This is a genomic window from Verrucosispora sp. WMMD1129 (genome assembly GCF_029581255.1).
Classification (GTDB): domain Bacteria; phylum Actinomycetota; class Actinomycetes; order Mycobacteriales; family Micromonosporaceae; genus Micromonospora; species Micromonospora sediminimaris.
In genome coordinates, this window is the sequence record NZ_CP120741.1 from 946841 (window position 1) to 971768 (window position 24928).

Genomic DNA, 24928 nt, shown 5'->3' on the forward strand with positions numbered 1-24928 from the left:
GGTCACCCCACCCCGACGCCGGCACCGCGGAACGGTGACAGTGCCCGGACCAGGCCGGCCGGTACGCGGGCCGGCTCGGTACGTCCGTTCGGCCCACGCATGCAGGCGATCCGTTGCCGCCCCCGGGCCACCAGCAGGTCGTCGTCGGCGATCCGCAGGTAGTCGAAGGCCAGCTCCATCTGCGTCTGGGTCAACTCGGCCAGCCGCATGCGTACCGCCAGCCGATCGAACGGAGCCAGCTCGGCGAAGAACTCGCAGTCGACCTTCAGGGTGAACAGTTTCAGGTCGCCTCGCAGCTCGTCGAGCACCTCGGGCGCGTGCTCGTGCAGGAACATCTCCCGGCACCGACCCTGCCACCGCAGGTAGTTGACGTAGTAGACGTTGCCGACGAGATTGGTCTCCTCGAAACCGATGGTGTGGTGGTACTCGTAGTAGCGCGACACTGTCACCCCTCCGTCCCGTTGAGGACCGCCACCACGACCTGCTCCGCGGCGCCCGCCACAGTGCACACCCGGGTGGCGATCCGCACGCCACCGGAGTCCAGCACCACCCACCCGTCCGGCGCGGCGCCGGACACCAGGGTCAACGGACCGCCGGTGCGCCCCGCCTTCTGCAGGCACTCGGTCGCGCACCACACCCGGGTCGCCGCGAGGTCCGGCGTGTCACCGACCTCGGCGACGAGCAGCGCCGCCAGCGGCCCGTGCCGACCGATCAGGTCGCGCCGGGCGTCCGCCGACCGGACGGTCACCGGCTCCACGTCGCAGGCCAGCGGGGCGCCACCGACCACCGCGAGGCGCAGTGGCGCGGAGTACGCCACCGACACCTCACCCAGGCCGTCGGCCTCGGGTCGCCCGTCCGGTCGGTGGCGTACCACCACCGGCCGGCCAGCCGCCCGGGACAGCAGTGTCTCGGCGTCGCGCGGCCCACCGCCCGGCGCGGCTGCCACCGCGACGTCCCCGGTGAACACCTCCGCCAGACGCCGCTGCAACAGCGGCCCGAGCAGCACCGCCGGCCAACCCGAGGCCGGTGCGTGTGGACGCACCGCGCGCAGTCGAAGCCCTGTCCAGCTCTCGATCACCGTGCCGGTCGCGTCACGGACCACCGCGTCGTAGACGTAGCCCGTGCCGTGCTGTTCGCGTTCCCAGGCGGTGATGGTCACCGTCTCGGCCGCGGAGAGCTTCGGACCGGCGGACCAGATCCGGTCGATGCCCTCCGGCAGCAGCGTCGCATCCGGCACGCAAACCTGGATGCCATGCATGAACGCATCCCGGGCACCGGGGTCGCCCAGCACGAGACGGCCCGGTAGGAAGCGGCTGAACCATTCACCCGCGTCGCTGGTGGTCACCTCCGCCTCGACGAGCCGCGCCGCCACCTGCCGGTAGCTGTTCAGCCGCTGGAACCGACCGGCCTGGAACAGCAGGTCACCGTAGAGGTCCCGGGCCGGTTCCAGGGGAAGGGCCGGCAGCTCCGTCTGCTCCGGCGCAGCGGTGTCCTCCGGGTACGACCCGTCCGGCGCGAACCGCATGCGGGCCCGGAAGTGGTCCGCCGCGAAGCCGGTCTCGGCGCTGCGGATCACGACGTCGATCACCTGTCCCGACCGGACCAACGCGGCCACCCGGATCGTGACACCGCTCTGCGGGTCGACCACCACCGGCCGGTCGAACCGGACGTCCTCGATGACCGGCACTCCCGGGTGGCGGGCCAGCGCGGTGGCGACCTGGGCCATGGCCTCCAGCCCGAGCACCGCGGGAAAGATCAGGTCACCGTCGAGCTGGTGATCGGCCAGGTACGGGTCGGTGGTGGGCGCGAGATCCACCTCGCAGACGAGTTCCACGCCGTCGTAGCGGATGAGAGGTCGTTCGGTGAACCGCAACAATGGCAGCTCCGGCCGGTGGTACCGCAGGGTCTCCAGCCCACCGGTACGCCCGGTGACCACCACCACCGGCGGCAACGTGTCGTCGGAGAGCACCTCGCGCAACACCCGCAGCCCGTCCTCCGGGCCGATCGGGGTGACGCCACGGCCGCTGAGCGCCTCGACCACCGACAGCCGTTCCCCCATGCCGACGCCGGACCACACCGACCACTCCAGACAGACCGCGCGGCACTTCGGGTAGGTCGCCGCGACATCCCGGGTCAGCTCCGCGAGTGCCTCGTTGGCGGCGGCGTAGTGCGCCTCACCATGCAGCCCGGCCCGCCCGATGATGCTGCCGAACGTCACGAGCAGCCGCAGCTGCGCAGGGTCGATCGCGGCGAGCACCGCGCGCAGGCCGCCCACCTTCGGCGCGAACACCTGGCGGACCGCGGCCTCGTCGAGGTCGCCGAGCGCGGTGGGGGTGTTCAGCCCGGCGCCGTGCAGCACGGCGGTCACCGGGCCCCAGTCGGCGGTGAGGTCGGCGACGGCGGCGGCGACGGCGGCGGAGTCGGTGACGTCCACCCGCAGGTAACGCAGGTCGCTGGCGGAGTCACGCAACCGGGACAGGTTCGCGGACAGCACCTCGTCGGTGGCCGGGTCGGAACGACCGACCACCGCCAGCCGGCCACCGCTCTCCCGGGCCAGCAGCGCGGCCGCCTCGGCGGTGATGCCCTTGCCGCCACCGGTCACCAGCAGCACGTCCGCCGGTCCCAGGGGCAGCGCACCCGGCCGGGGATCGACCGGAGTAGGCCGCAGCACCGGCACCCGGCGGATGCCCGCCGCGTCGTACGTCACCTCGGTGAAGTCGACGGTGCCGGCCACCTCGGTCACCACCCGGTCCACGGTGTCCGGTCCGAGCGGAGTCGTCACCACCGTCGTCCGCAGCCGGTCACCCTCCAGTCGGGCGGTCTTCGCCAGCGCCCCGCCCCGTGCCGCCGGTTGCACCAGCACCAGCCGGCCACCGGCGGGTTGCCGCAGCGCGGCCTGGGCACCACGTACCGCGGCCTCCAGGTACGCCTCGTCGGGGTCGTCCGGCAGGCAGACCAGGACGCCAGAGCCGAGCCCGGCCTCCTCCAGCGCGCGCCGCAGCGGTTCGGCGAGCCGATGGCCGGGACTGGCGTAGACGTCCCACCGACCCCCGGCGCCCGCCGGCTCGCCCGCCGGCGCCGGCTCGTCGACCAGGTCGACGACGAAGCTTCGTACCCAGGGCGCGACCCCGGCGACGACATCGGCTGGTCCGGCGGTGTCCTCACGCCCCCGCGCATGCAGCGCTTCGGCCATCTCCCGCACGGTCGCGGTGGCGAAGTTGGTCGGCACGGACACCGCCGACAGCCCCATCGCCCGCGCCGCCTCGTTGACGATCTGCCCAACGGTGATCGAGCTCATGTGCAGGTCGTCGAGGAGGCGACTGTCCTCGTGGAGCACCTCCACCGGCAACTCCGCCCGCTGCGCCACCAACTGGCGGACCAGCTCCAACGCCCCGTCGCCGGCGGGAAGCGCGACCTCGGCGGTCGGCGCTGGCGACGCGGCGGTGGCCGGCACCGCCACCTGGGGAGCCGACTCGCAGGGGTTGGCGAAGAAGGTGCTCGGCCGGTCCAGGTCCAACGGCCGGGTGAACCTGTCCTCGAACAACGCCGGATAGCTGGCCGGACCACCCAGCACGTACACCGCACCGACGGCGGTGAGCAGGCCGACGAGAGACTCGGCGTCGGTGTCCAGCGCCAGCGCTGGAAGGTCCGGCATCTGGTCCCGGGCCAGCCGACTGAGCACCTGCCCCGGCCCCACCTCGACGAACAGGTCGACCTCGACCGCGGCACGGGCCAGCGCCACGGTGAAGCGCACCGGCGCCTGGATCTGCCGGTGCAACAGCTCGACCAGATCGGTGTCCGGTGGCAGCACGATCCCGGTCACCGTCGAGGCCACCCGCCGCAACGGTGGGCCGAACCGGCACGACCGCAGCCGTTCGCCGAAGGCTTCGGCCGCAGGCGCCATCAGCGGCGAGTGGAAGGCGTGCGAGACATTCAGTCGGGTGCAGGCCAGACCGGCCAGCGACGCCCGCCGGGCCACCTCGCCGACGGCGTCGTCAGTGCCGGCCACCACCGTCTGTCGGGGGCCGTTGTAGCCGGCCACCACCGCGCCCGTGCCGTCGAGCAGGGCGGCGGTCTCCGCCGGGTCGCCGATGACACCGGCCATCGCACCGGGCCGGGCCAGGCTCGCCATGAGGTGCCCCCGCGCCGCGACCAGATCCCGCAGCTCACCCTCGTCCAGGCAGCCCGCCCAGTGCAGAGCGGTCAACTCGCCGAGGCTGTGCCCGACAGCGACAGTGGCGTCGATGTCGAGCGCGTCGAGCACCCGCAACGCGCCGATCGACCCGGTGACGATGCGGGGTTGGGCGGCAGCGGTCCCGACGCTTTCGGCACGGTCACCGCCGGGGACGTCGCCGGCGGTCCGCCAGACCTCGTCCACCTCGGTGAATCTCCGGCGCAGTGCGCCGCCACCCCAACCCTGACCGGAGCCCTGGCCGGGAAAGAGGAAGCCGACGCGGACCGGACGGGTGACCCGTCCGACGAAGACACCCAGCCCCGGGTCGACCAGCCTGCCCGGGGCCCCGGGCGCCAGCGCGGCAGCTGCCGCCTCCACCGCCCGCTCGGCCTCCCGGGGGGTACGGGCCACGACGGCGGCCCGGTAGGCCCGCCCTCGTTGCTGCCGGTGCAGCGTCGCCGCCAGGTCGGCCAGGTCGGCGAAGGCGAGCCCGGCCACCGTCGGCCGTAGCTGCTCCAGCCGTTCCCGCAGCGCGTCCGGGCCGTCGGCGTCCACCAGGAGCAGCTCGGCGTCCTGCGCCGACCGGGCCAGCTGCCGGGTACGCCGGTCCAGCTGCCGGCGACGCGGACGGACCGGCCCGTCGATCACCAGGTGGGTGTTGATGCCGCCGAACCCCATCGCGGTGATCCCGGCCCGCTGCGGGGCGTCGTCCGGCCAGGACTCAGCCTGGCGGACCACTCGCAGCGCCGGCCGGTCACCGACGAGTTCGGCGTGCGGATCGGTGCAACCCACGGTCGGCGGGATGACCTGATGGTGCACCGCGAGTACGGCCTTGATCAGCCCGGCCACGCCGGCCGCCGCCTTGGTGTGACCGATCATGCCCTTGATGGAGCCGATCGCCGCCGGTGCGACCTGCGGATCCGCCGACCGCCGTTCCGCGCCGAGTGCCCTCAGTTCGGTGGCGTCGCCCACCGCGGTCCCGGTGCCGTGTCCCTCGAACAGCGGCACGCTCTCCACGCCGAAGCCGGCCCGTTGGTACGCGCGGCGCAGCGCCAACCGGTAGCCGTCGGCCTCGGGTCGGGTCATGCCGCCACGTCCGTCGGAGGAGACGCCCCAGCCGGCGACCGTGGCGTAGATGCGGCGGCCCTGCGCGAGCGCGTCCCGCTCCCGCATCAGCACGACCATGCCGCAGCCCTCACCAGGCCAGAATCCGTTGGACCGACGGTCGTAGACGTACATCTCCTCCCGGGCCAGGGCGCCGGTGCGGGCGAAACCGACCATCTCGAACGGATCGATCGACAGGTCCACCCCACCGGCGATCGCCACGTCGACGTCCTGATCGGACAGGTTGCGACAGGCGGTGAGCACGGACAACAGCGAGGAGGCGCAGGCGCCGTCCACGGTGTAGCCGCCGCCGTGCAGGTCGAAGTAGTTGCAGATGCGACCGGCGATGGTGTTGGACAGGCCACCGGCGAGGCTGTCCTCGGTCACCTCCGGGAACGGCGACTTGTAGGAGGACTCCAGGCCGGCGAGGAAGTCCGCCACCCGCTCGTCGTCCCAGCCCTGCGCGCCCAACGCGGCGCCCACCACCCGCCGCACGTACGGCCAGCGCAGCCGCATCGTCCCCGCCCGGGTGAACTCGCCGGTCAGCGTGTTGCCGACGACGACGGCCGTACGCTCGCGGGGCAGGCCGTCGCCCTCGGCGAACCCGGCATCGGCCAGCGCCTGCGCGGCCATGTCCAGTGCCAGCCAGTGGGTCAGGTCGGTGGAGCGGTAGGTGCTGCCGCTGACCTTGAAGCCGACCCGGTCGAACTCGTACCCCTCGATCACCGCGGCGTTGGCCGCGTAGTAGCGGTCAGCCGCGGTCGGGTCCGCCGACCAGTAGTCCTCGGCGCGCATCCGCTCGTCGGGCAGCCGGCGGAACGCCCGCCGCCCGGCGAGGACGTTCTCCCAGAGTTGACCAGGTCCGGCGGCGTCGGGAAACCGGCAGGCCAGGCCGACCACGGCTATCCGACTCATGCCCGCACCATCTCGCGTGTCACGCTGGCCGACACCTTGCCGTCCAGAGCGCCGGCATCGGTGGGCCCCGGCTGCGCGGCGAGGCGGACCGCGTGCAGCGACCACAGGAAGCCGCCACGGATCAGGCAGACGATCGCGGTGGCGAAGAACAGCCCGTACACGACGGATGCGCCGGTGAGCACGCCGTAGACCAGCGCGACACCGCCACCGAAGGCGAACTGCGACCAGGGCTTCGACGGTGTCGTCCCCGGATCCGTGATCATGTAGTTGGTGAACAGCACGAACGCAACGCCGGTCATGGTGGCCAGCGCGCCGACGATGGAGGTGTCGAGCACCAGGCCACGGAACACCGACTGGAGGACGAACACCCCAAGCCAGCCGGCGATCAGCCACATTCGGCCGGTGAGCTTGGCGTTTAGCAGCGTCCCGAAAATCACGATCACCGCCGGGACGATCCAGTCGCCGACGCCGGTGAGGTGCTCGGTGAACTGGTACGGCGGTGCGATGGAGATCCACGGAAACAGCAGCAGCGCGATCGCGATGCCGAAGTTCGACGGGTTCATGTAGTGCCGGAGCCGGCCGTTGACCGGCGCTCGGAACAGCCACTTGCCGCTGATCGCGACCATCACCGCGAAGAGCATGACCGGCACCTGGTCGTTGACGTACAGCAGCATGTTCACGGCGAGGCTGGTGATGTGCGCCGGGTAGAGGAACTCGACGAATCCGCGTACGCCGCCGCCGAGGTAACGCGCGCGGCGCTCCTCGGCCCAGGCGCCGATCGTCTCCAGCAGGATCTCGACGCTGTACCCCACCGCCAGTGCGAGCAGTGGCCACGCCCAGGCCTGCTCGAACCCGAGCACGGTGTACCCGAAGATGTTCAGGGCCGTGATGGAGATGGCGAACCTGCGCAGCGCGGTGACGATCCGCGGGTCCTTGTGTTGGGTACGCTGCTGACTCATCGCGAAGCCTCCCGTGCCTGGGTACCGAGGGCGAGGGTGTGCCGCCCGGGGGTGAGCCGCAGTTCCTGCTCCCGGGGGGTGCCCTCACGGTCGCGCCAACTCAGCTGCACGGTGACCGGACCAGCCACCTCACCGAGGCCGACCGAAACTTCGTTGCTGCGCCGGCCGGAATGGCCGCTACCGCCGTCGACGCGATCGATCAGCACTCGCCCGTCCGGGGTGGTCACCCGGACCTGCGCGCCGATCACCGGTGAGCCGGCGCCAGCGAGCGGGCCGGCGGCCTGCGGCTGGTCGTGCAGCAGCCGCAGCGTCAGGTTGGCCCCGGTCGTCGGGCTGTCGTTGTGGTACACGACGGGGGCGTCCCACTGCCGGGCCACGGCGAAATCGAGCCGGCCGTCGCCGTCCATGTCACCGACCGCGACACCCCGAGTGGGCACCCGCTCGGCCAACCCGAGTTCGACACTCAGGTCCTCGTACCGGCCGTCGTCGCCGGCCACGTGGAAGACCAGGTGCTGGCCGCCGGCGATGTCGTCGCCCTGCTCCACCCGGGGCCACCAGCGCGGATCGGCCAGCAGCTCGTCGTTGGCCGTGGCCAACTCCTGCAACTGCGCCCAGCGGTTGACCTCTCCCTTGACGAAGCCCGCCGTCTGCACGATGTCCGGCCGGCCCCGGTTGGTGAAGTCGGCGAGCTTCACGTCCCAGCTCCAGCCGCTCCAGGCCAGGCCCAGCTCGGCGCTGCGGTCCTGCCACGGCGCCTTGCCCTCGCGCAGCGTGGCGCGCAGCTCGTCGGTGTCGGCGGCGGTGTTGACGAAGGCGAAGTTGCTCTCCTGGATACCGAACGACGTGGTGATGTTGCCGACGTACAGGTCGAACATGCCGTCGCCGTCGAAGTCGCCGAAGTCGACGCCCATACCCTTGAACGAGTCGTGGCCGACCCGCTTCGACTTGGGCGTCAACCCGGGAAGCCCGCTGCTCTCCACCAGGGCGAAGGCGATCCGGCCCGGCTCCGACCGGTTGTGCAGCAACCGGTCGGGGCCGAAGTCGTTGGCGATGTACAGCTCCGGCAGCAGGTCGCCGTCGACGTCGTTGGCGGCGACCGCCAGCGTCCAGCCCCGCGACACGTCGGTGGCGAAGACGTCCGGCACCTCGGCGTACGAGACGTCGGGCTCCGGGCCGGCGCTGCCGCCGGTGAACCGCAGCACGTGGTCGTCGCCACCGTTGAGCGCGTTGGACATCGACCGGTTCATCGCCACCCCGCCGTGCTGGCCGGGGTCGAGTACCGGGCTGTCGGGAAAGTAGTTGCCGATGTAGACGTCGAGGTTGCCGTCACCGTCGAAGTCGGCCAGCGTCGCGGCGTTGGTGTTCCACTGCGGACCGGTGTAGGTGCCACCGGCCGGCACCCGGTCGGGCAGCAACTCGACCGCCACATAGGCGTCGCGGGACAGGGCTGTCGCGTCGGCCCGCGCCAGGAACGCCACAGGCGTGCGTCCCCAGTAGTAGACCAGCAGGTCGGTACGGCCGTCTCCGTTGAGGTCGCCGGGCAGGCAGCCCATCGGTGCGATGTGCGGGTTGGTGGGCAGCGGCGCCAGGTCCAGCACGAAGGGCTGGTAGCGGTCCGCGCCCGGGGTCGGTGCCGGCGACACCACGACCCGGTCGATGCGCGGGTCGGTGACGCAGAGGTCATTGGCAAGCCCGTCGCCGTCCAGGTCGTTCACCGCGATGCCCGCCCCGACCGAGGAGATCCAGGCCGCGATGTGCCGGTACGCGCCGTTCACCTGGCGGATCGACTGCTGCGGCAGCCCACCGGGCATGGTCAGCGACAGGGGCGTGAACCGGTAGGACTGCGCCATCACCCGCCGCTCGTCGGCGCTCGCCTCCGGCAACCGGACGGCCACAAAGGTGCCGACGAGCAGCACCAGCGCCACCACCCCGGCCAATTGCCGACGGAGCATCCTTCTGATTGCCAACACGGGTCAGCACCTCCCCAAGGTCACGAACTGCTGGGCGATCCGCTGCCGCCAGACCAGGAACGCCGGCACCGGCCCGTCGTGGTCGAGGCCGTCCAACGCGTGCTCGGTCACCTCGGCGGCCTGCGCTGCGGGCGTACCGCAGAACACCTCGGTGGCGACGCCGGTGTGTTCGCTGGTCAGGCCGGCACGGCGACGGGCCTGCGCGGCGAACGCGCTGCCCTGCGCCATGGCCGGTGCGTACGCCGCGCCCCGTTCAGCCAGCCGGAGCAGCAGTTCGCGGCGGGCGCCGCCGGCGTAGGTGGCGGCGAGCGCGGTCCCGCTGTACAGGTCCTCGCGCCGCTCGACGGGGAACTTGTCGATCGTGTCGGCGACCCGGTCGGGGTCGGCGCCCGCCACGAACCACAACGCCCGCCCGACGCCCTGGTCGATGACCTGACCGGTCCACCGCCCGGCGGGATCCCCCGGCCACGAGCCGATCCGGTCCCGGTGGCGTTCCCGCACGTATCGCTGAGTGTGGAAGTACGCCTGGTGGAAGCCGTACCCGTCGAGGGCCAACCAGCCCAGCAGGCGGTCGGTCGGTTGGACGGCCCGCCAGCGCCAGCGGGGCAGCCGGGCCATCGCCCACCCCAGCCCGACATGGACCATGTAGACGTGCCGATCGGCGGGACCGGCGAGGAAACGGGCCAGCCGGCGGCCACCGGTCAACCCGTCCAGCACGGCGAAACCCATCGCGGCACCCTCGTACGCGAAGCCCCGCAGGTCGGGCTCGACCGTCTCCAGCCGCGCCGCGGCCTCGACCGGGCCCCGCTCACCCACCGCGTACCGGAAGCCGGTGAGGAAGTGGACGCCGACGGACTCCAGCAGCTCGCGGCTGGCCTCGTCGCGGGCGACAAACCCACGAGTGGCAAAGCTGGCCTCGGTTGTTTTCGGGGTCAGAAGGTTCTGACGAATGGTTCGCCAGTTGACGGGCATGGATTACTCCTGACGCGCGTCATCCGCAATAAGGCCGACATGATTCGGCAAATTGGACCCCGCTGATTAATCAGCCCCATACGGGACCAGTGTCGCCGTGTCGGTACCCGAACCATGTTTCACGGCGATCATCGGAGTTACTTCTCTCAACTTGCTCGGCTGGCCCATCAATTGCCGGCCGGCCCTCCCGGCCAGCAATCAAGAAAACGTCAAGCACAGCCGCGCACAATCCACAACGGTGCCCGATCGACTCGCAGGGAGTGCACGTGAAAACGACGTCAGGCATGACGCGGAGCACGGTCGACCACTCCCGTGCTGCCGCTGCGGCACGGGCGATCGAATACATGCGTGGTCATCTCGCGGAGCCGCTGCAGCTTGCCGACCTGGCCCGGGTGGTTCCCTTCAGCCCGTTCCACTTCCATCGGCTCTTCCGGGACGTGACCTCGATGACCCCGGCCCGGTTCCTCGCCGCGCTGCGCATGGCGGAGGCCCGCCGGCTGCTGCTGCACACCGGCCTGACGGTGACCGCGATCAGCGGCTACGTCGGCTATACCAGTGCCGGCACGTTCACCACCCAGTTCACCCGTCTCGTCGGCACCTCGCCCGGACACTTCCGCCAGTTGGCCCGGCTGCTGGCCGGACGGCCCTGCTACGTCCTGGCCGAGGCGCTGCGCCGGGCGCGCACCGAGGTGGTCCGCCCCCGGCTGACGCTGCACCTGCCCGACAGCACCCCCGACGACCTCGTCCTGGTCGGCCTGCGCACGGCGGGTGAGTCCAGTGACGCGTCAACTGCGTGGGCGGTCTCGGCCGGTGGCACGGGCGTGCCGGTGGTGGCCCGTCCCGGCACGTACCACACCCGGGTCGTGCTGGTCCGAGGTCACAGCACGGTCGCCCAGGCCCTTGTGGACGAGGAGCCGACCAGCTATCTGGTGGGCGCCTCGGACCTGCTGCTGCCCCAGGACGGCCGGGCCCGTGCCCGCATCGCGATCCAGCCTCCCCGCCCCACCGACCCGCCCGCGCTGGCGATCGGGCCGGTGTGCCGACTGGTCGAGACGCTCATCGGCCGGGTCGCACCGGGACGCTGGTCAGGACCGGCCCGGCCGGTCGGCCGTCACGCGCCCGCCACCCCGGCCATCGCGTGATGGCGGCGGCCTGGCGGGTTCGCCCGACGGTGACCGGCCCGCGACGCCGTGAACAGGAAGGCGGTTCCGGACAACCATGCCAATCGATCCCGTTTCCGGACGCGTGTCCGCACTGAAGGCCGCCGTCATCGGCGCCGGTTACGTCGGCACCTGCCTCGCGGTGGCGCTCGCCGAACGCGGCGCCGAGGTGGTGGCGATCGACAGCGACGAGTCCCTGGTGGCCGACCTGCGGGCCGGCCGGTGTCGGCTGCCCGAGCCCGGCCTCGCCGCCGCCGTGGCCGAGCTGAGCGCCACCGGACGGCTCACCGCGAGCAGTTCGTACGCGGTGGTGGCCGGCGTCGACGTGGTGCTGGTGACCGTCGGCACGCCTACCGACCCGCGAGGTGAGATGGTCGCCGACCAGTTGGTGGCGGCCTGCGAACAGCTCTCCGGGTACCTGCGCGCCGGGCAGTTGGTGATCGTCAAGTCGACGGTCTCCCCCGGCACCACCCGCACCCTCGTCGCGCCATTGCTGGAGCGCGGTGGGCTGGTCCGCGAATGCGACTTCTGGCTCGCCTTCTGCCCGGAGCGGCTGGCGGAGGGTGCCGCCCTGGCCCAGGTTCGCAGCCTGCCGGTCGTGGTGGGCGGGGTCGGTCCCCGCTCGGCCGCGGCGGCCGAGCGCTTCTGGCGCTCCAACCTCGGCGTCGAGGTCCATCAGGTGCCGTCCGCCGAGGCGGCCGAGGTGGTCAAGCTGGCCACCAACTGGTGGATCGACGCGAACGTGGCGGTTGCCAACGAGCTGGCACGGTACTGCTCGGCGCTCGATGTGGACGTCCTGGACGTGACCGGCGCGGCGAACACCCTGCCCAAGGGCAGCAGCATGGTCAACCTGCTGATGCCCGGGGTGGGGGTCGGTGGCTCGTGCCTCACAAAGGACCCGTGGATGGCCTGGCGGGACGGTCGCAGCCGAGGCGTCCCGCTACGCACGGTGGAGACCGCCCGGGCGGTCAACGACGACATGCCCCGCTACACCGCCTCGCTGATCGCCGACGAACTGCTCAAGCTCGGCCTGGACCGGTCGGACACCACGGTCGCCGTGCTCGGCGCGGCCTTCAAGAGCGACACCGGCGACGTCCGCAACACCCCGGTGCTGGGCGTGGTGGCGGCGCTGCGCGAGGCCGGGTTCCAGGTCCGGATCTTCGACCCGCTCGCCGACCCGGAGCAGATCGAGGCCCGGTTCGGCTTCGCACCGGCGGCGAGCCTGGCCGAGGCGGTCGCCGGGGCCGGCTGTCTCGCCTTCCTCGCCGGACACCGCCAGTTCCACGACCTCGACCTCAGCACCCTGGTCACTCAGGTGCACCGCCCCTGCCTGTTCTTCGACGGGCGCATGCACCTGACGCCGACGCGCATCCGCGAGGTGCTTCGGCTCGGCTTCGCCTATCGCGGTATCGGGAGGTGACATCGTGCCGAGGTCCTTGGTGACCGGCGGCTTCGGCTTCGTCGGCAGTCACGTGGTGCAACGCCTGCTCGACCGGGGTGACGAGGTGGTGGTCTACGATCCCGCCGACCCGCCGCCGGACCTGGCCGGGGCAGCCGGCGACGTCCGGCACGTGCGAGGCGACGTCCGTGACGCGACCGCGCTGACCGCTGCCGCCACCGGCGTGGACGAGATCTACCACCTCGCCGCTGTCGTCGGCGTCGACAGGTATCTCAGCCGGCCGCTGGATGTCGTCGAGGTCAACGTGGATGGCACCCGCAACGCCCTGCGGGCCGGCCTGCGCTGTGGCGCCCGGGTGCTGGTCTCCAGCACCAGCGAGGTGTACGGACGCAATCCCCGGGTGCCGTGGCGGGAAGAGGACGACCGGGTGCTCGGCAGCACCGCGACCGACCGCTGGTCGTACGCGACGAGCAAGGCCGCCGCCGAGCACCTCACCTTCGCCTACCACCGGCAGGAGGGACTACCGGTGGTCGTGCTGCGCTACTTCAACGTCTACGGCCCGCGCCAGCGGCCCGCGTACGTGCTCAGCCGCACGATCGCCCGGCTGCTCCGTGGTGATCCACCGGTGGTGTACGACGACGGCCGGCAGACCCGCTGCTTCACCTGGGTACCCGAGGCGGCCGAGGCGACCCTGCTCGCGGCGGCGCACCCGCGAGCGGTCGGCGAGTGTTTCAACATCGGCAACACCGTCGAGACGCCGGTGGCCGAGGCGATCCGGCTGGCCGCCGAGGTGGCCGGGGTGACGGTGTCGGCCCGGACGGCGGACACCGGTGCCGGCCTCGGAGCCCGTTACCAGGACATCCCCCGGCGCGTGCCGGACTGTGGCAAGGCCGCCAGCCTGCTCGGCTGGCGCGCCGAGACTCCCTTGGCGACCGGCCTGCGCCACACCGTCGAGTGGGCCCGGCGCAACCCTTGGTGGACAGCGCAGGCCGACGACGGGTTGGTCGCCCGGTAGCCGGAGCACCACAGCGCCGCTCGGGTGGTCGGGGGTGGGCAACACGTGCGGTCAGGCCTGTCCGGGCACGACGGTGGCTGGGCGGATCTGCCCGCCGAGGCTGGGCCGGTCACCGGTGACCCGGGCTCGCGCGTACCGGCGACGGAGCGGTTCCTCCACCCAGCGGTGCAGACCGAGCGCGACGGCGATCGACACCAGCAGCATTGCGCCGGCGACCAGGAAACCCACCCCGGCGCCGAACCGCTGGTCCGCACCGACCAGGTGCCGCATGATCAGCATGATCGGAAAATGGATGATGTACAGCGCGTACGACGCGTTGCCCAGGGCGACCAACGGCCGGGATCGCAGCACCCGACCGCGACCTTCCAGGTCCGCGTGGGCGAGGTTCGCCACCAACGCGAACAGGGGCAGGAACAGCGCCGCGCTGAAGATGAAGGTGAACGGCAGCATCGGGGTCAGCAGGAACGCCAGGATCGTCGAGACCACCAGCTTCCACCGGGCGACCCGCCGCCAGCGACCGGTCTGCACGATGCGCGCCAGCACCATGCCGAGCAGGAAATTCAGCAGCCGGACCGGAGGGAAGGTGTAGACGAACCAGTACTCGGTGAGGTTGAACGGCAACCAGTCCAGTTGGGCAACGCCGGGTAGCAGCGGGCTCAGTGCCGAGATCAGCAGGATGCCCCCGATGATCGCGAAGCACCAGCGCCACAGCCGCTCGGCCGGGATACGCAGCACCAACGGCAGCAGCAACGGGAACAACAGGTAGAAGAAGGCCTCGGTCGAGATCGACCAGGCCGGGGCGTTCAGGTAGGACAGGTAGTCCCAGGACGGCACCCAACCCTGCACCAGCAGCAGGCTCGCCACCGCCGGGCCGGCCCGTAGGTCGGTGGAGAATCCGCTGACCGGCGACGGCGCGCTGGCGAGCAGGACGAACGCCACCGCGACACCCCAGGCGAGCACGTGTAGCGGCACGATCTTCCAGAACCGGCGACGCCAGAACCGGACGGCCCGGTCCATCGCTGGCGCCGACCAGGTCAGCACGAAACCGCTGAGAGTGAAGAAGGTGGCCAGGGCGGCCGAGGCCAACGGCGTGGTCAGGCCCATCCCGAGTTGCAGCGCCTCGTTGGCGAAGAGCTGCGACGTGGAGAGCAGGTGCACCGCCGCCACGGTGAGCGCGAGGAAGAAGCGATAACCGGTGAGTGCCGGCAGCCGGTGTGGTCGTGCGTCGGTGTGTGTCACGTCGCTCCTCGGATGGGCCGGGCCACGCCCTGAGCCGTCGGATGCCGCGCGTCCACCGGTGCCATCGGCGGGTGCCGGCACTCGGGCTGAATCTTTCGTCGTATCTGCCGACGAAATAGGATCAGTCCGTCTGGCAGACAAACGTCCGTCGTCCCGCTGATTGGTTGCGGTGAATGCGACGATGACACGCGCACGGGCGCTGACGCACCGTACTATTGGACGGATCGTCGATCCGTAGAGCGAGGTTGCGACGCCGAGGAGACGGTCCGGTCTATCCGTTTCCCGGGTTACTCATCCGCCGGACCACCACAACCTTCCCGGCTCCCACATCGTAGGATTGGTCCGTCGAGGTTGGCCCGCGTCAGATCTATTCAGTTCGACGGCGGCTCGCCGGTACGGGTGGCCACGAAAAGTCCTCGTCCGGTTAACCAGCCGGTCACATATGACCCTTCGCACCCGGCGGCGGCGAACGCGTCCAAATACTCGTCACGAGTGAACATCGCCAGCAGGCCGACCTGGGTGAACTCGCGTATGCCGTGGGCGTCACCCACCAGCCAACGCTCCTCCATCCGGGTGAGCCGCCCCTGCTGGGTCGAGCGTGAGATCCGAGCCACCACCCGGTCCGGCTCCCGGACCAGGTCGCCGCCGAGGTGACCGTCGATGAACCGCTCCGGAAACCACCAGGGCTCCACCACCAGCACGCCGCCGGGCGCGAGATGCCTGGCCATCGTGGCGATGGCGGCCCGCATCTCCGCCACCGTGCCGAGGAAGTTGATCGCGGTGAAGAGGCAGGTCACCGCGTCGAAGGTGGCACCCAGCCGGAAATCGCGCATGTCACCGGCGTGCAGCGTCACCCCGGGCAGCCGGCGGCGGGCCACGTCCAGCATGGCCGGCGCGAATTCCACGCCCTCGACATGGGCGAACCGGCCGGCGAACGATTCCAGGTGGGCTCCGGTGCCGCAGCCGACGTCGAGCAACCGGGTCGCAGCCGGACGGACGGCCAGTATCCGGTCGGCCACGTCGGTGGCCTCTGCCTGCCAACTCTTGCCCCGGCTACGGTAGGTCGCCTCGTACACCGCGGCGTGCTGTGGCCCGAACATTCCTACCCCTCCCGGCACCACCGGTCGTCGACCAGGTGGCGAGCTGGATCGGCGGTGCCGGGACGATCGCCGACCTGCCGCCTTTATAACCACGGTCTGATATTGTCGTGCCGTGCACGCGTTCGACGTCCTGGGCGACCCCGTCCGCCGCCGCATCATCGAGCTGCTGGCCGACGGCGAGATGTCGGCTGGCGAGGTCGGCGCGATCGTGCAACGCGAGTTCGGGATCTCCCAGCCCGGTGTCTCCCAGCACCTTCGGGTGTTGCGGGAGAACGGCTTCACCACGGTGCGTCCGCAGGGCACCCGCCGCCTGTACGCCGTCGATCCGGCACCGCTTCAGGAGCTGGACCACTGGCTGGAGCGCTATCGCAGCTTCTGGAGCCAGCGCCTCGACGCGCTGAGCACAGAGATCGCGCGGGGTCGGTCCCGCCGCCGGTCCGGCAGCGGCGAGTCGCCGGCCGACCACCAGACCCGCCGTCAGTCCGGCGGCACGGACGGCTAGGGCGCGTCTTCCGGATCTTCGCCGGCCTGCGACGGACCCAGAAGGCACCCGGCGGCGCTGGTGGTTCGTCCGGATACCACACCGGCATCCGGACGAACCAACGCCTTGCCGAATCGCCGCCTGGGCCCCGTCTCGGCTCGACCGGATCCGACAGCCCGATTCGGGCCCATCGCTCGGACGCGATCAGGCGGCCCGCCCCGCGGCGAAGTCGGGCAGCCGGCGGGCGACCTCGTCGGGGGCCGGCATCGCGGCGATCTCGGCGGCGACCGCCTTCGCCGCCGTCCGGTAGCTCTCGTCCGCGATCAGCCGCTTCGCGGCGTCCGCCACCGCCTCGGCGTTGACACCGCCGGGCGGCAGGTGCTCACCGGCCTTGGCCAGGGCCACGGCTTGGGCGTTCGCGAACGAGTCACCAGCCCACGGGAAGGAGAGCTGCGGCACACCGGCGTCGAACGCGCCGATGGTGGTCCCGCTGCCACCGTGATGGACCACGAGGTCGACGTGGGGAAGCAGCGCCGCCTGCGAGACCCACGACTCCAGCCGCACGTTGGTCGGCACCTCGCCGAGTTGGTTGAGATCGAGCGAAGGGCCGCCCGCGACGAGGACATCGACGTCCAGGGCGGCCAGGCCGTCGATCGCGGCCCGCAGCACCTCGACGGTGCCGCCACTGGAGGTGCCCAGGGTCAGGTACACCAGGGGCCGGGACCCGGTCCGCGCGAGTACCCAGTCCGGCACGTCCGGTCGCTCGGTGAACGGCACCGGGCGCAGCTCATGGCGCTCGGGGCGGGCCCGGAACGCGGGCTCCTGCAACGACGGCGGATAGATGTCGAGGAACGGGTTGCCGAAGGCGTCGATGCGCCCGGGCGGCAGATCGATGCCGAGCTGAGCGGCGAGCCGGGCCACCTCGTCCTCAATGGAACGGGTCAGCTCGTCCGGGGTGTCTCGGCCGACCCCGTGGCAGATGGTCGGGATGCCGGCCTTGGTGGCGGCCAGTCCTGCGCCGTAGTTGCTGATCTCCTGCACGACGAGGTCCGGTCGCACCCGGTCGAGCACCGGCTGGAGTTGGTCGAAGATGCGCTGTGGCATCACCTGCCCGAACACGATCTGGGGAAGCTCGCTGAGCTGCTCGGGCGTCAGCCCGTCGGGGCTGTCGGTGTCGAAGCGGATCCGTAGCGCCGCCAGGAAGCCGTCGAAGACCGGCATCCCGGTGGCGACCGGGTCGAAGCCCTGCCCACGCAACACCTCGGCGAAGCCCTCACCGGTGGCGAAGGTGATCTCGTGGCCGGCATCCCGAGCGGCGGCGGCCAACGGCAGTAGCGGGTAGGTGTGGCCGTGTGTTCCGAGACTGGCGAACAGCACACGCACGTCGATCACTCGCCTTTCGAAGGGAGAACAATCCACTTTATTCATATCTAGCACAGGCCTTACGGATCTACAGTGTCCCGGCTTGCGCAACTCGTACGGCAAGCAACCTTGCCGTGTTGTGCCATCCGACGCTCCTGCTCTACGCTTGAAAATATAAAGTGATCTACGTCTGGGAGGCCTCTATGGGCAGCGGTGACGGTCAGGACCTGCGTGCCTTCGTGCACGACTCGGCCGAGGAGACGGACACGACTCAGCGCCTGACGAAGCTCTTGACCAACTCCCCCATCCCGACCGAGGAACTGGTCAACAACCTTCCCCTCTTCCTACGCCGGCACCAGCTGACCGACCTGCTCTCCATGGACCACCTCTACCGCGAGGTCCTGGACGTACCCGGCGTGATCATGGAGTTCGGTGTCCGGTACGGCCGCCACCTCGCCACCTTCACCGCGCTGCGCGGCCTCTACGAGCCCTACAACCCGCTGCGCCGCATCGTCGGCTTCGACACCTTCACCGGATTTCCGGACGTCAACGAGGTCGACAAGGTCGGTCCGACCGCGTACGAAGGCCGGTTCGCGACCCCCGGGGGCTACCCGGCGTACCTGCGGGAGGTCCTCGACGCCCACGAGTGCAGCGAGTTCTTCGGCCACGTGACCCAGCGCAGCGTCCTCGTGGAGGGGGACGTACGCGAGACGGTGCCGCGCTACCTGGCGGAGAACCCGCAGACGGTCATCGCGCTGGCCTACTTCGACCTCGACCTCTACGAACCGTCCAAGGCGGTGCTCGAGGCCATCCGTCCACACCTCACCAAGGGCAGCATCGTCGCCTTCGACGAGTTGGACAACCCCAAGTGGCCGGGGGAGAACATCGCGATGCGGGAGACCCTTGGCCTGGACCACGCCACGCTGCGCCTGATCCCCGGCCGACCGGCCCCCGCCTACCTGCGGTGGGGCTCCTGAACCCCGCGTGTCCACCGCGCATCAAGCAAGCCGGGCGGGGTACGTATAAACTCTGACTTACGTTTGCGTCGACTTATGGAGAGGTGGGCGAGCCGCGGGCCGTCCACCTCCCGCACAGCGACAGTGAGGACGGAGACATGCCACAGGAGAAGACCGCGTCCGCCACCCGCACGGCGACCAAGAGCACCACCGCCCGGAAGCCGAAACCGCCGAACTACGATCCGTTCGTCCGGCACAGTGTCACGGTCGCGGCCGACCGCAAGACCGCCTTCAAGGTGTTCCTGGAGGACTTCCCGCAGTGGTGGCCGGAGAACTTCCGCACCACAAAGGTCGGCGCGCCCCTGGGCGTCGACCCCAAGAAGGGCGGCCGCCTCTACGAGATCGACGAGCAGGGCGAGGAACACACCTTCGGCCTGATCCGCACGGTGGACGCACCGGACACCCTGGCCGTCGGCTGGCGACTCAACGGTTTCGGCCGCATCGACCCGGACAACGCCAGTGAGTTCACGGTGACGTTCGTGCCCGACGGTCAGAAGAAGACCCGGGTCGAGGTCGAGCACACGCACTTCGACCGGATGGGCACCAAGCACGCCAAGCGGGTGCGCAACGGCATGGACAAGGGCTGGCCCACGATCCTCGCCTCCTTCGAAAAGAGGATCAAGGAGGTGACGGCGAAGTGAGCGAACTCAACAACCCGGTGGCCTCCGGCCAGCCGACCGAGCGACTCATCGGCCGGCGTTCGATCCCCGCCGGCGACGCCCGCAGCGTCATCATCCGGCAGCGATACGACGCGCCGGTCGAGGAGGTCTGGAGCGCCTGCACCGACCCGAACCGGATCAACCGCTGGTTCATCGAGCCGAAGGGGGAGCTACGCCAGGGCGGCACCTTCGACCTGCCGGGCAACGCGCACGGTGACATCCTGCGTTGCGAGCCGCCGCGGCTGCTCACCCTCAGCTGGATCTACGGCGACAAGCCCGACAGCGAGGTGGAGCTGCGGCTGAGCGAAGACGGCTCCGGCACGCTGCTCGAACTGGAGCACGCCACGGTCTCCGACCTGATGCTCATCGAGGTGGCCGTGGGCTGGGAGATGGCCCTCGACTTCCTGAGCATGTTCCTGCGCGGCGACCTGCCCGGCGCCCCCGTACCGGAGGACGCCGCCGAGGAGTTCGAGCCGAGTCCCGAGATGATGCGGATCGCCCAGGAACGCGGCCAGACCTGGGCCGCCCTGGTCAATGCCGAATCCTGACCGCCAGACGAAGCCGGCCCCGGTTCCCTCGTGGGAACCGGGGCCGGCTTCGTCTGGGGTCAGCGCTGCTTGCGGTTGTAGAGCAGGGCGGTCGGCGTCGCGAACACCACAATGAGCGCCGCGCAGGCGAGCAGACCCGCCGTGAGGTCACCGCCAGACAGATCACCGTGCATCAGGCCACGCGTGGTGGTCGCGGCATGGGTGACCGGGTTCAGCTTCACCACCGCCTCGAGCCAGCCCGGCATGGTCTGGGAGGGGGCCAGGATGTTGCTGCCGAACAGCAGGATGAACTGAAGCAGGTTGACCACACCGGCCGCGGCCGTGGGCTGCGGAATCAACACCGCGAAGAACATCCACAACCAGCTCACGCTGAAGGTGAACAGCTGCAGGTAGAGCAGCGCGAGCACCACACCGGCGAAGCCGCCGTCCGGGCGGAAGCCCAGCAGCAGACCCAACGCCAGCGGCACCACCGAGGTCAGCGCGTACCGCAGGACGTCGCCGCCCATCGTGCCGACCAGGACCGCCGGCTGCCAGATGGGCGTGGAGCGGACCCGATCGAACATCCCGGTCGCGATGTCGCGGTTGAGCGTCAGGGCACTCATCATGCTCGACGCCACAAGCGACAGAACGATCACACCGGGCAGGAAGAACTGCAGATAGTCCCCAGGCGTACCGGCGATCGCGCCACCGAGCAGATACGTGAAGACCAGGGTGAGGATCACCGGGAACACCACGGCGGTACCGAGGTGGTCCTGCACGTACTTCAGCTTGATCAACGTCCGCCAGGCGAACGTACGGCAGGCGAAGAGGGCGCCCGGAGCGGGCGGCCGTTGCATGCCGGGCACCGACCGACCGGGGAACTCGGCCGCCGGCCGAGCCTGGGTGCTGGATGATGTCATGCCCGAACCTCCGCTTCCTCTTCTCGGGTGTCGTCCAGCGTGGAGTGGCCGGTGAGCGCGAGGAACACCGTGTCCAGCGACGGCTGCCCCAGGGTGAAGTCCTCGACGCTGATTCCCGCGCGGGCCAACTCGCCGAGGGCGCGCGCGGCCTGGTCGGCGTCGGGAATCTTCACCAGCAGCCGGGACGGGTCGGACTCGGCGTCCACGCCCGCGCCGATCGCGCGGGCGAGCAGCGTGCCCGCCTCGGCGCGGCGGGACGGATCGGTCAGCAGCACCTCCAGCACGCCGTCGGCGCGGCTGGTCTTCAGCTCGGCTGGCGTCCCGCGGGCCACCACCTGCCCGTGGTCGATCAGGGTCAGGTCGTCGGCCATCTGGTCGGCCTCGTCGAGATACTGGGTGGTGAGCAGGACGGTGCCGCCGTCCTGGACGAGCACCCGGATCATCTGCCAGACCTCGCTGCGGCTGCGCGGGTCGAGGCCGGTGGTCGGCTCGTCGAGAAAGAGCAACTCGTGCGTCACCACCATGCTGGCGGCCACGTCGATGCGCCGTTTCTGACCACCGGAGTAGGTCTTCACCAGCCGATTACCGACCTCGGTGAGCTCGAACGCCTCCAGCAGCTGCTCGGCGCGGGCGGTGGCCGGGCGGTGCCGCAGGCCCTGGAGGCGGCCGGCGAGGATCAGGTTCTGCAGGCCGGTCATGTCCTCGTCGAGCGCCATGGTCTGCCCGGTCAGGCCGATCCGGCGGCGTACCGCCGCCGCCTCGCGCACCACGTCGTGACCGAGCACCTGGGCATTGCCGGAGGTGGGCCGCAGCAGGGTCGCCAGAATCTTCATGGCGGTCGTCTTGCCGGCGCCGTTGGGCCCCAGTACACCGTGGATCGTCCCGGTGCGCACGGTGAGGTCCAGCCCGTCCAGGGCACGCGTCTCTCCGTAGACCTTCACCAGCTCATGGGTCTCAATGGCCAGCGCTGGATTGCCTGTCATGCTCTCTCCCGTCGCGTCACAGCGAACTCGGGCAGCCGAATCACGAGATCTTGCCCGGACCAAGCTACAGAAGCTACTTATATCATTCAAGCCTGCTATTAGTCGCGACGACAATAACGCCGGATCAATCCGGCGGGTCAAGCCACAGGTTGGCCGCGTCGTACCAGCGGTCGACGTGCGGGAGGGGAATCGCGTCGCGTACCCGCGCGCTGGTCAGGTGCTCGATGGTCGGTTCGCAGACCAGGATCGGCACGATCGCCACGTCGGTGAGGACCTGCCGGTCGACCTGGTGCCACAGCGCCGCCGCCGAATCCTCGGTAGGCGCGGAGAGCGCGCGGTCGATCAGGTCGTCGACCAACGGATTGTGGTAGCCGCCGTAGTTCGCCGTGCCGACGGCTGTGTTGCTCTGGAACATCGGCTGTACGTAGGACCGGCCGTTGTTGCCGAACCAGTCGGGCATGAAGGCAGCCGGGGTGATGTCCCACTCCCCCGCTGCCGCCCGTTTCGGATCCTGGAGGATGCGGTAGTACTCGTCGGTCTGGTCGATCTCCACCAGTCGACAGTCGATCCCACCCGCGGCCAGGTCCTCGGCGATCGCCTTCGCCACCTGACCGTGCACCGCGTCGATCCGGTAGATCATCGTCAGGGTGAGCCCGTCCGGATAACCCGACTCGGCCAGCAGTTGGCGACACCGCGCACGGTCACCTTCGTCCCCCGGGGTCGGGTACGGGTCGTAGTCACGGTGGCCGACGTTGCCAGGCGGGATGACGCCGTGCGCGGGACGGGTCACCGTGCCGATTCCCATGTCGTCGAAGAACCGGACCAGCCGCGCCTTGTCGATCGCGTACGCGATGGCCAGCCGGACCTCCCGCCGCCGCAACGCGCCCGCCGCACGCGGACTGTGCAGGTTGAACACCAGGTAGGGGTTGAGCGCCCAGCCGAGGTTGCGGTCCGCTTCGGTGCGTCGGCGTGGCCGCCCCACGGCGGCGCCCCAGGACAGGTCCGCCCGTCCGCTGGTGATCTCGTCGCGGACCCGCTCGTCGCTCACCCGGGCCATCCGGACGTCGATCCGGTCCACGTACCGGCGACGGATCGGGTCGGCGTCGGGCCGCCAGGCCGGGTTGTGCGCCATGGTGAGGTGGCTGCCCGGAACGTAGGAGGTGATCCGGTACGGACCGTTGGAGCGGACCTGGCGGATGAACTCCGGGCTGTCCGGGACGAGCTGGTCGTACTCGTGCGGGGCTGCCGAGGCGAACGGCATCGCCAGCAGGTTGAGCAGATCGTTTGCCGGTCTGACCAGGTCGATGACCAACGTCCGGTCGTCGACCGCCCGCAGGCCGGCGATGTCGTGGCTATTCTGGTAGTCGGCAAGCTCCGCAGCGGTGGGAGTGCGGCCGGCGAAGCGAGCCCGGTAGCCCGCGACGAACTGCCCCATCCCGGCGATGGTGCTGGTGTAGTAGGCGAGGGCCCCCGCGCCCGCCACCGGATTCGCCATCCGCTTGAAGCCACGGACGAAGTCGGCGGCGGTGACCGCCCGCTGCGGGCTGGTGTCCCAGTACACCCCGTCCCGCAACCGCAGCGTGTAGCTCCGACCGTCAGCGCTGCGTCCTCCGTTGGCGAAAGTGGGCAGTTCGGCGGCGACATCCGGCACCGGCACCAGTGCCCGGGCATCCTCCGTGGTCGGATAGCTGAACAGCTGCCGGGCGAACAGCCGGATCACCTGGTGGGAGAAGGCGTAGTAGGCGGCGGCGGGGTCGAGGTGGTCAAGTCCGCCGGGGCCGTAGAAGCGCAACGTGCCGCCGGGGCGGGGACGTGGGTGGGGATCCGGCACGGTCGACGACCTCCCTGCTCAGGCCGGCACGCCGACCGCTACGGACATCACCGACCGGGTGGCCACCACCTGCTCCAGTCGGAGGCCGGCGGCGATGAACAACGGTTCGAGTTCGGCGGCCGTACGCTCCTGTCCGGTGCGTGCGGCCAGCATCATGAAGTCCATCTCCTTGCTCTGGTGCGGGTCGTTGCCCTCCGGAACGACCGCGTCGACCACCAGTACCCGGCCGTGCGCCGGCATCGCGCGACGGCAGTTGGTCAGGATCCGTACGCTCCGCTCGTCATCCCAGTTGTGCAGGATCCGCTTGAGCACGTGCACGTCGGCGTGAGGCGCCTCGTCGAGGAAGTCGCCGGCCACGACCTTCCAGCGCCCGGCGACGTCCGGCTCGTCGAGCCGATGGCGGGCGACCACCTCGGCGCGGTCCAGCAGGATGCCTTGGAGGCCGGGGTGTTCGCGCAGCACGGTGAGCAGGAAGCCGCCTCGCCCGCCGCCGACGTCGGCGACCGTGCCGGTGTCGGGAAAGAGGCCGGTGCGGGCGAGAATCAGGTGCTCGGCGGCGCTGACCGTCTCCATGCCCTCGTAGTAGAGCGCTTCGACCTCGGCGTCGTTGTCGAAGTAGTCGTTGAGCGAGCGCCCGAAGATCTCGTCGAACCCGGGTCGGCGCGCCCCCATCGCGTCGGTCACCCGGTGGCTCATCGTCCAGAACATCGTGTCGGTGAACATGAGGATGCCGGCCCGCGCCGGCACCGGGGAGTCCGACCGCAGCGCGGCGCCCTTGTCGGTGAGGGCGAACCGGCCGTCGTGCTCGTGCACCACGTCCCGCGCGGCGAGCAGTCGCAGCACCCGGCGCAATCCGTCGACGTCGGTGCCGGTGGCGGCGGCCAACTCGGTGGCGGTGCGCGGCCCGTCGGCCAGATGGTCGGCGACGTTCACCGTCGCTGCCGCCCGCAGCGCCGCCGCGTAGGTGTAGCCCATCGCCTCCTGGTAGAGGGCCAGCGCCGACTGCAACCTGTCCATGTTTCCTCCGGGCCCGATCGCTACTGCCGCACACGCTTGCTCGGATGCTATACCGGAATGAAGTGGATGGCAGCGCTAGCCTCTCTTCACCGCAACTTGCGCGATAGCCTCGCCGCTTTTCACTT

The 24928-nt window shown here is 70.6% G+C and carries 19 protein-coding genes; 7 read left to right on the plus strand and 12 right to left on the minus strand.

Annotation, left to right across the window (positions count from 1 at the left end):
• Positions 1-2 precede the first annotated feature (2 nt).
• From O7624_RS04300 to O7624_RS04320, 5 genes are read right to left on the minus strand one after another with little or no spacing between them, the layout of a single operon-like run.
• Entirely contained in the window at positions 3-449 is a 447-nt protein-coding gene (locus O7624_RS04300; RefSeq protein ID WP_210937056.1) for an acyl-CoA thioesterase, read from the minus strand.
• Positions 446-6193, minus strand: coding sequence for a type I polyketide synthase (locus O7624_RS04305; RefSeq protein WP_282239025.1), 5748 nt, complete (start codon positions 6191-6193; stop codon positions 446-448). The genes O7624_RS04300 and O7624_RS04305 overlap by 4 nt, the downstream gene beginning before the upstream one ends.
• Positions 6190-7152 carry an enediyne biosynthesis protein gene (locus tag O7624_RS04310; protein ID WP_282239026.1) on the minus strand — a complete coding sequence of 321 codons (963 nt, stop codon included), beginning with the start codon at positions 7150-7152 and terminating at the stop codon, positions 6190-6192. The genes O7624_RS04305 and O7624_RS04310 overlap by 4 nt, the downstream gene beginning before the upstream one ends.
• Entirely contained in the window at positions 7149-9122 is a 1974-nt protein-coding gene (locus tag O7624_RS04315; RefSeq protein ID WP_282239027.1) for a CRTAC1 family protein, read from the minus strand. The genes O7624_RS04310 and O7624_RS04315 overlap by 4 nt, the downstream gene beginning before the upstream one ends.
• 3 nt (positions 9123-9125) lie before the next feature.
• Positions 9126-10094 (minus strand): DUF1702 family protein, encoded by a 969-nt coding sequence (locus O7624_RS04320; protein ID WP_282239028.1) that lies wholly within the window; start codon positions 10092-10094, stop codon positions 9126-9128.
• A 284-nt stretch (positions 10095-10378) separates the two neighbouring features.
• Here O7624_RS04320 and O7624_RS04325 point away from each other — a divergent pair, with 284 nt between their 5' ends.
• From O7624_RS04325 to O7624_RS04335, 3 genes are all read left to right on the plus strand, one after another.
• Positions 10379-11236 (plus strand): AraC family transcriptional regulator, encoded by an 858-nt coding sequence (locus O7624_RS04325; protein WP_093409507.1) that lies wholly within the window; start codon positions 10379-10381, stop codon positions 11234-11236.
• 103 nt (positions 11237-11339) lie between these two features.
• Positions 11340-12674 carry a nucleotide sugar dehydrogenase gene (locus tag O7624_RS04330; protein WP_282239029.1) on the plus strand — a complete coding sequence of 445 codons (1335 nt, stop codon included), beginning with the start codon at positions 11340-11342 and terminating at the stop codon, positions 12672-12674.
• 4 nt (positions 12675-12678) lie between these two features.
• The gene (locus tag O7624_RS04335) at positions 12679-13668 is read left to right on the plus strand and encodes an NAD-dependent epimerase/dehydratase family protein (RefSeq protein ID WP_282239030.1); all 990 of its coding nucleotides are present in this window, start codon (positions 12679-12681) and stop codon (positions 13666-13668) included.
• Between the two features lie 51 nt (positions 13669-13719).
• On the opposite strand, the gene O7624_RS04340 is transcribed toward O7624_RS04335, so the two are convergent.
• Together O7624_RS04340 and O7624_RS04345 are read right to left on the minus strand one after the other, a co-directional pair.
• Entirely contained in the window at positions 13720-14907 is a 1188-nt protein-coding gene (locus O7624_RS04340) for an acyltransferase (RefSeq protein WP_170863592.1), read from the minus strand.
• Between the two features lie 371 nt (positions 14908-15278).
• Positions 15279-16007 carry a class I SAM-dependent methyltransferase gene (locus O7624_RS04345; protein WP_282239031.1) on the minus strand — a complete coding sequence of 243 codons (729 nt, stop codon included), beginning with the start codon at positions 16005-16007 and terminating at the stop codon, positions 15279-15281.
• 112 nt (positions 16008-16119) lie between these two features.
• Between O7624_RS04345 and O7624_RS04350 the strand changes: the two genes are divergently transcribed.
• Positions 16120-16509: a metalloregulator ArsR/SmtB family transcription factor gene (locus O7624_RS04350; RefSeq protein ID WP_282239032.1), complete on the plus strand. Its 390-nt coding sequence runs from the start codon at positions 16120-16122 to the stop codon at positions 16507-16509.
• A 183-nt stretch (positions 16510-16692) separates the two neighbouring features.
• On the opposite strand, the gene O7624_RS04355 is transcribed toward O7624_RS04350, so the two are convergent.
• Complete coding sequence (locus O7624_RS04355) at positions 16693-17880, minus strand: glycosyltransferase (RefSeq protein WP_282239033.1); 1188 nt, start codon at positions 17878-17880, stop codon at positions 16693-16695.
• Positions 17881-18053: 173 nt separating this feature from the next.
• On the opposite strand from O7624_RS04355, the gene O7624_RS04360 reads away from it, so the two are divergent.
• From O7624_RS04360 to O7624_RS04370, 3 genes are all read left to right on the plus strand, one after another.
• Positions 18054-18827 carry a class I SAM-dependent methyltransferase gene (locus O7624_RS04360; protein WP_093409775.1) on the plus strand — a complete coding sequence of 258 codons (774 nt, stop codon included), beginning with the start codon at positions 18054-18056 and terminating at the stop codon, positions 18825-18827.
• A gap of 137 nt (positions 18828-18964) precedes the next feature.
• Positions 18965-19507: an SRPBCC family protein gene (locus tag O7624_RS04365; RefSeq protein ID WP_093409777.1), complete on the plus strand. Its 543-nt coding sequence runs from the start codon at positions 18965-18967 to the stop codon at positions 19505-19507.
• The gene (locus O7624_RS04370) at positions 19504-20073 is read left to right on the plus strand and encodes an SRPBCC family protein (protein ID WP_139233227.1); all 570 of its coding nucleotides are present in this window, start codon (positions 19504-19506) and stop codon (positions 20071-20073) included. The genes O7624_RS04365 and O7624_RS04370 overlap by 4 nt, the downstream gene beginning before the upstream one ends.
• A gap of 59 nt (positions 20074-20132) precedes the next feature.
• Here the strand turns inward: O7624_RS04370 and O7624_RS04375 are convergent, their stop codons facing one another.
• The 4 genes from O7624_RS04375 to O7624_RS04390 form a co-directional block, all read right to left on the minus strand.
• Positions 20133-20972, minus strand: a complete 840-nt coding sequence (locus tag O7624_RS04375) for an ABC transporter permease (RefSeq protein WP_093409524.1) — start codon at positions 20970-20972, stop codon at positions 20133-20135.
• Positions 20969-21955: an ATP-binding cassette domain-containing protein gene (locus O7624_RS04380; protein ID WP_093409527.1), complete on the minus strand. Its 987-nt coding sequence runs from the start codon at positions 21953-21955 to the stop codon at positions 20969-20971. The genes O7624_RS04375 and O7624_RS04380 overlap by 4 nt, the downstream gene beginning before the upstream one ends.
• A 124-nt stretch (positions 21956-22079) precedes the next feature.
• Positions 22080-23786, minus strand: coding sequence for an ABC transporter substrate-binding protein (locus O7624_RS04385; RefSeq protein ID WP_282239034.1), 1707 nt, complete (start codon positions 23784-23786; stop codon positions 22080-22082).
• An 18-nt stretch (positions 23787-23804) separates the two neighbouring features.
• Entirely contained in the window at positions 23805-24803 is a 999-nt protein-coding gene (locus O7624_RS04390) for a methyltransferase (protein ID WP_282239035.1), read from the minus strand.
• Positions 24804-24928 lie beyond the last annotated feature (125 nt).

Bases quoted from the DNA above. Each gene is read 5' to 3' on its own strand.
- O7624_RS04305 (WP_282239025.1), bottom strand. From the start codon at position 6,193: ATGAGTCGGATAGCCGTGGTCGGCCTGGCCTGCCGGTTTCCCGACGCC.
- O7624_RS04365 (WP_093409777.1), top strand. From the start codon at position 18,965: ATGCCACAGGAGAAGACCGCGTCCGCCACCCGCACGGCGACCAAGAGC.
- O7624_RS04310 (WP_282239026.1), bottom strand. From the start codon at position 7,152: ATGAGTCAGCAGCGTACCCAACACAAGGACCCGCGGATCGTCACCGCG.
- O7624_RS04390 (WP_282239035.1), bottom strand. From the start codon at position 24,803: ATGGACAGGTTGCAGTCGGCGCTGGCCCTCTACCAGGAGGCGATGGGC.
- O7624_RS04375 (WP_093409524.1), bottom strand. From the start codon at position 20,972: ATGACATCATCCAGCACCCAGGCTCGGCCGGCGGCCGAGTTCCCCGGT.
- O7624_RS04345 (WP_282239031.1), bottom strand. From the start codon at position 16,007: ATGTTCGGGCCACAGCACGCCGCGGTGTACGAGGCGACCTACCGTAGC.
- O7624_RS04360 (WP_093409775.1), top strand. From the start codon at position 18,054: ATGGGCAGCGGTGACGGTCAGGACCTGCGTGCCTTCGTGCACGACTCG.
- O7624_RS04320 (WP_282239028.1), bottom strand. From the start codon at position 10,094: ATGCCCGTCAACTGGCGAACCATTCGTCAGAACCTTCTGACCCCGAAA.
- O7624_RS04325 (WP_093409507.1), top strand. From the start codon at position 10,379: ATGACGCGGAGCACGGTCGACCACTCCCGTGCTGCCGCTGCGGCACGG.
- O7624_RS04380 (WP_093409527.1), bottom strand. From the start codon at position 21,955: ATGACAGGCAATCCAGCGCTGGCCATTGAGACCCATGAGCTGGTGAAG.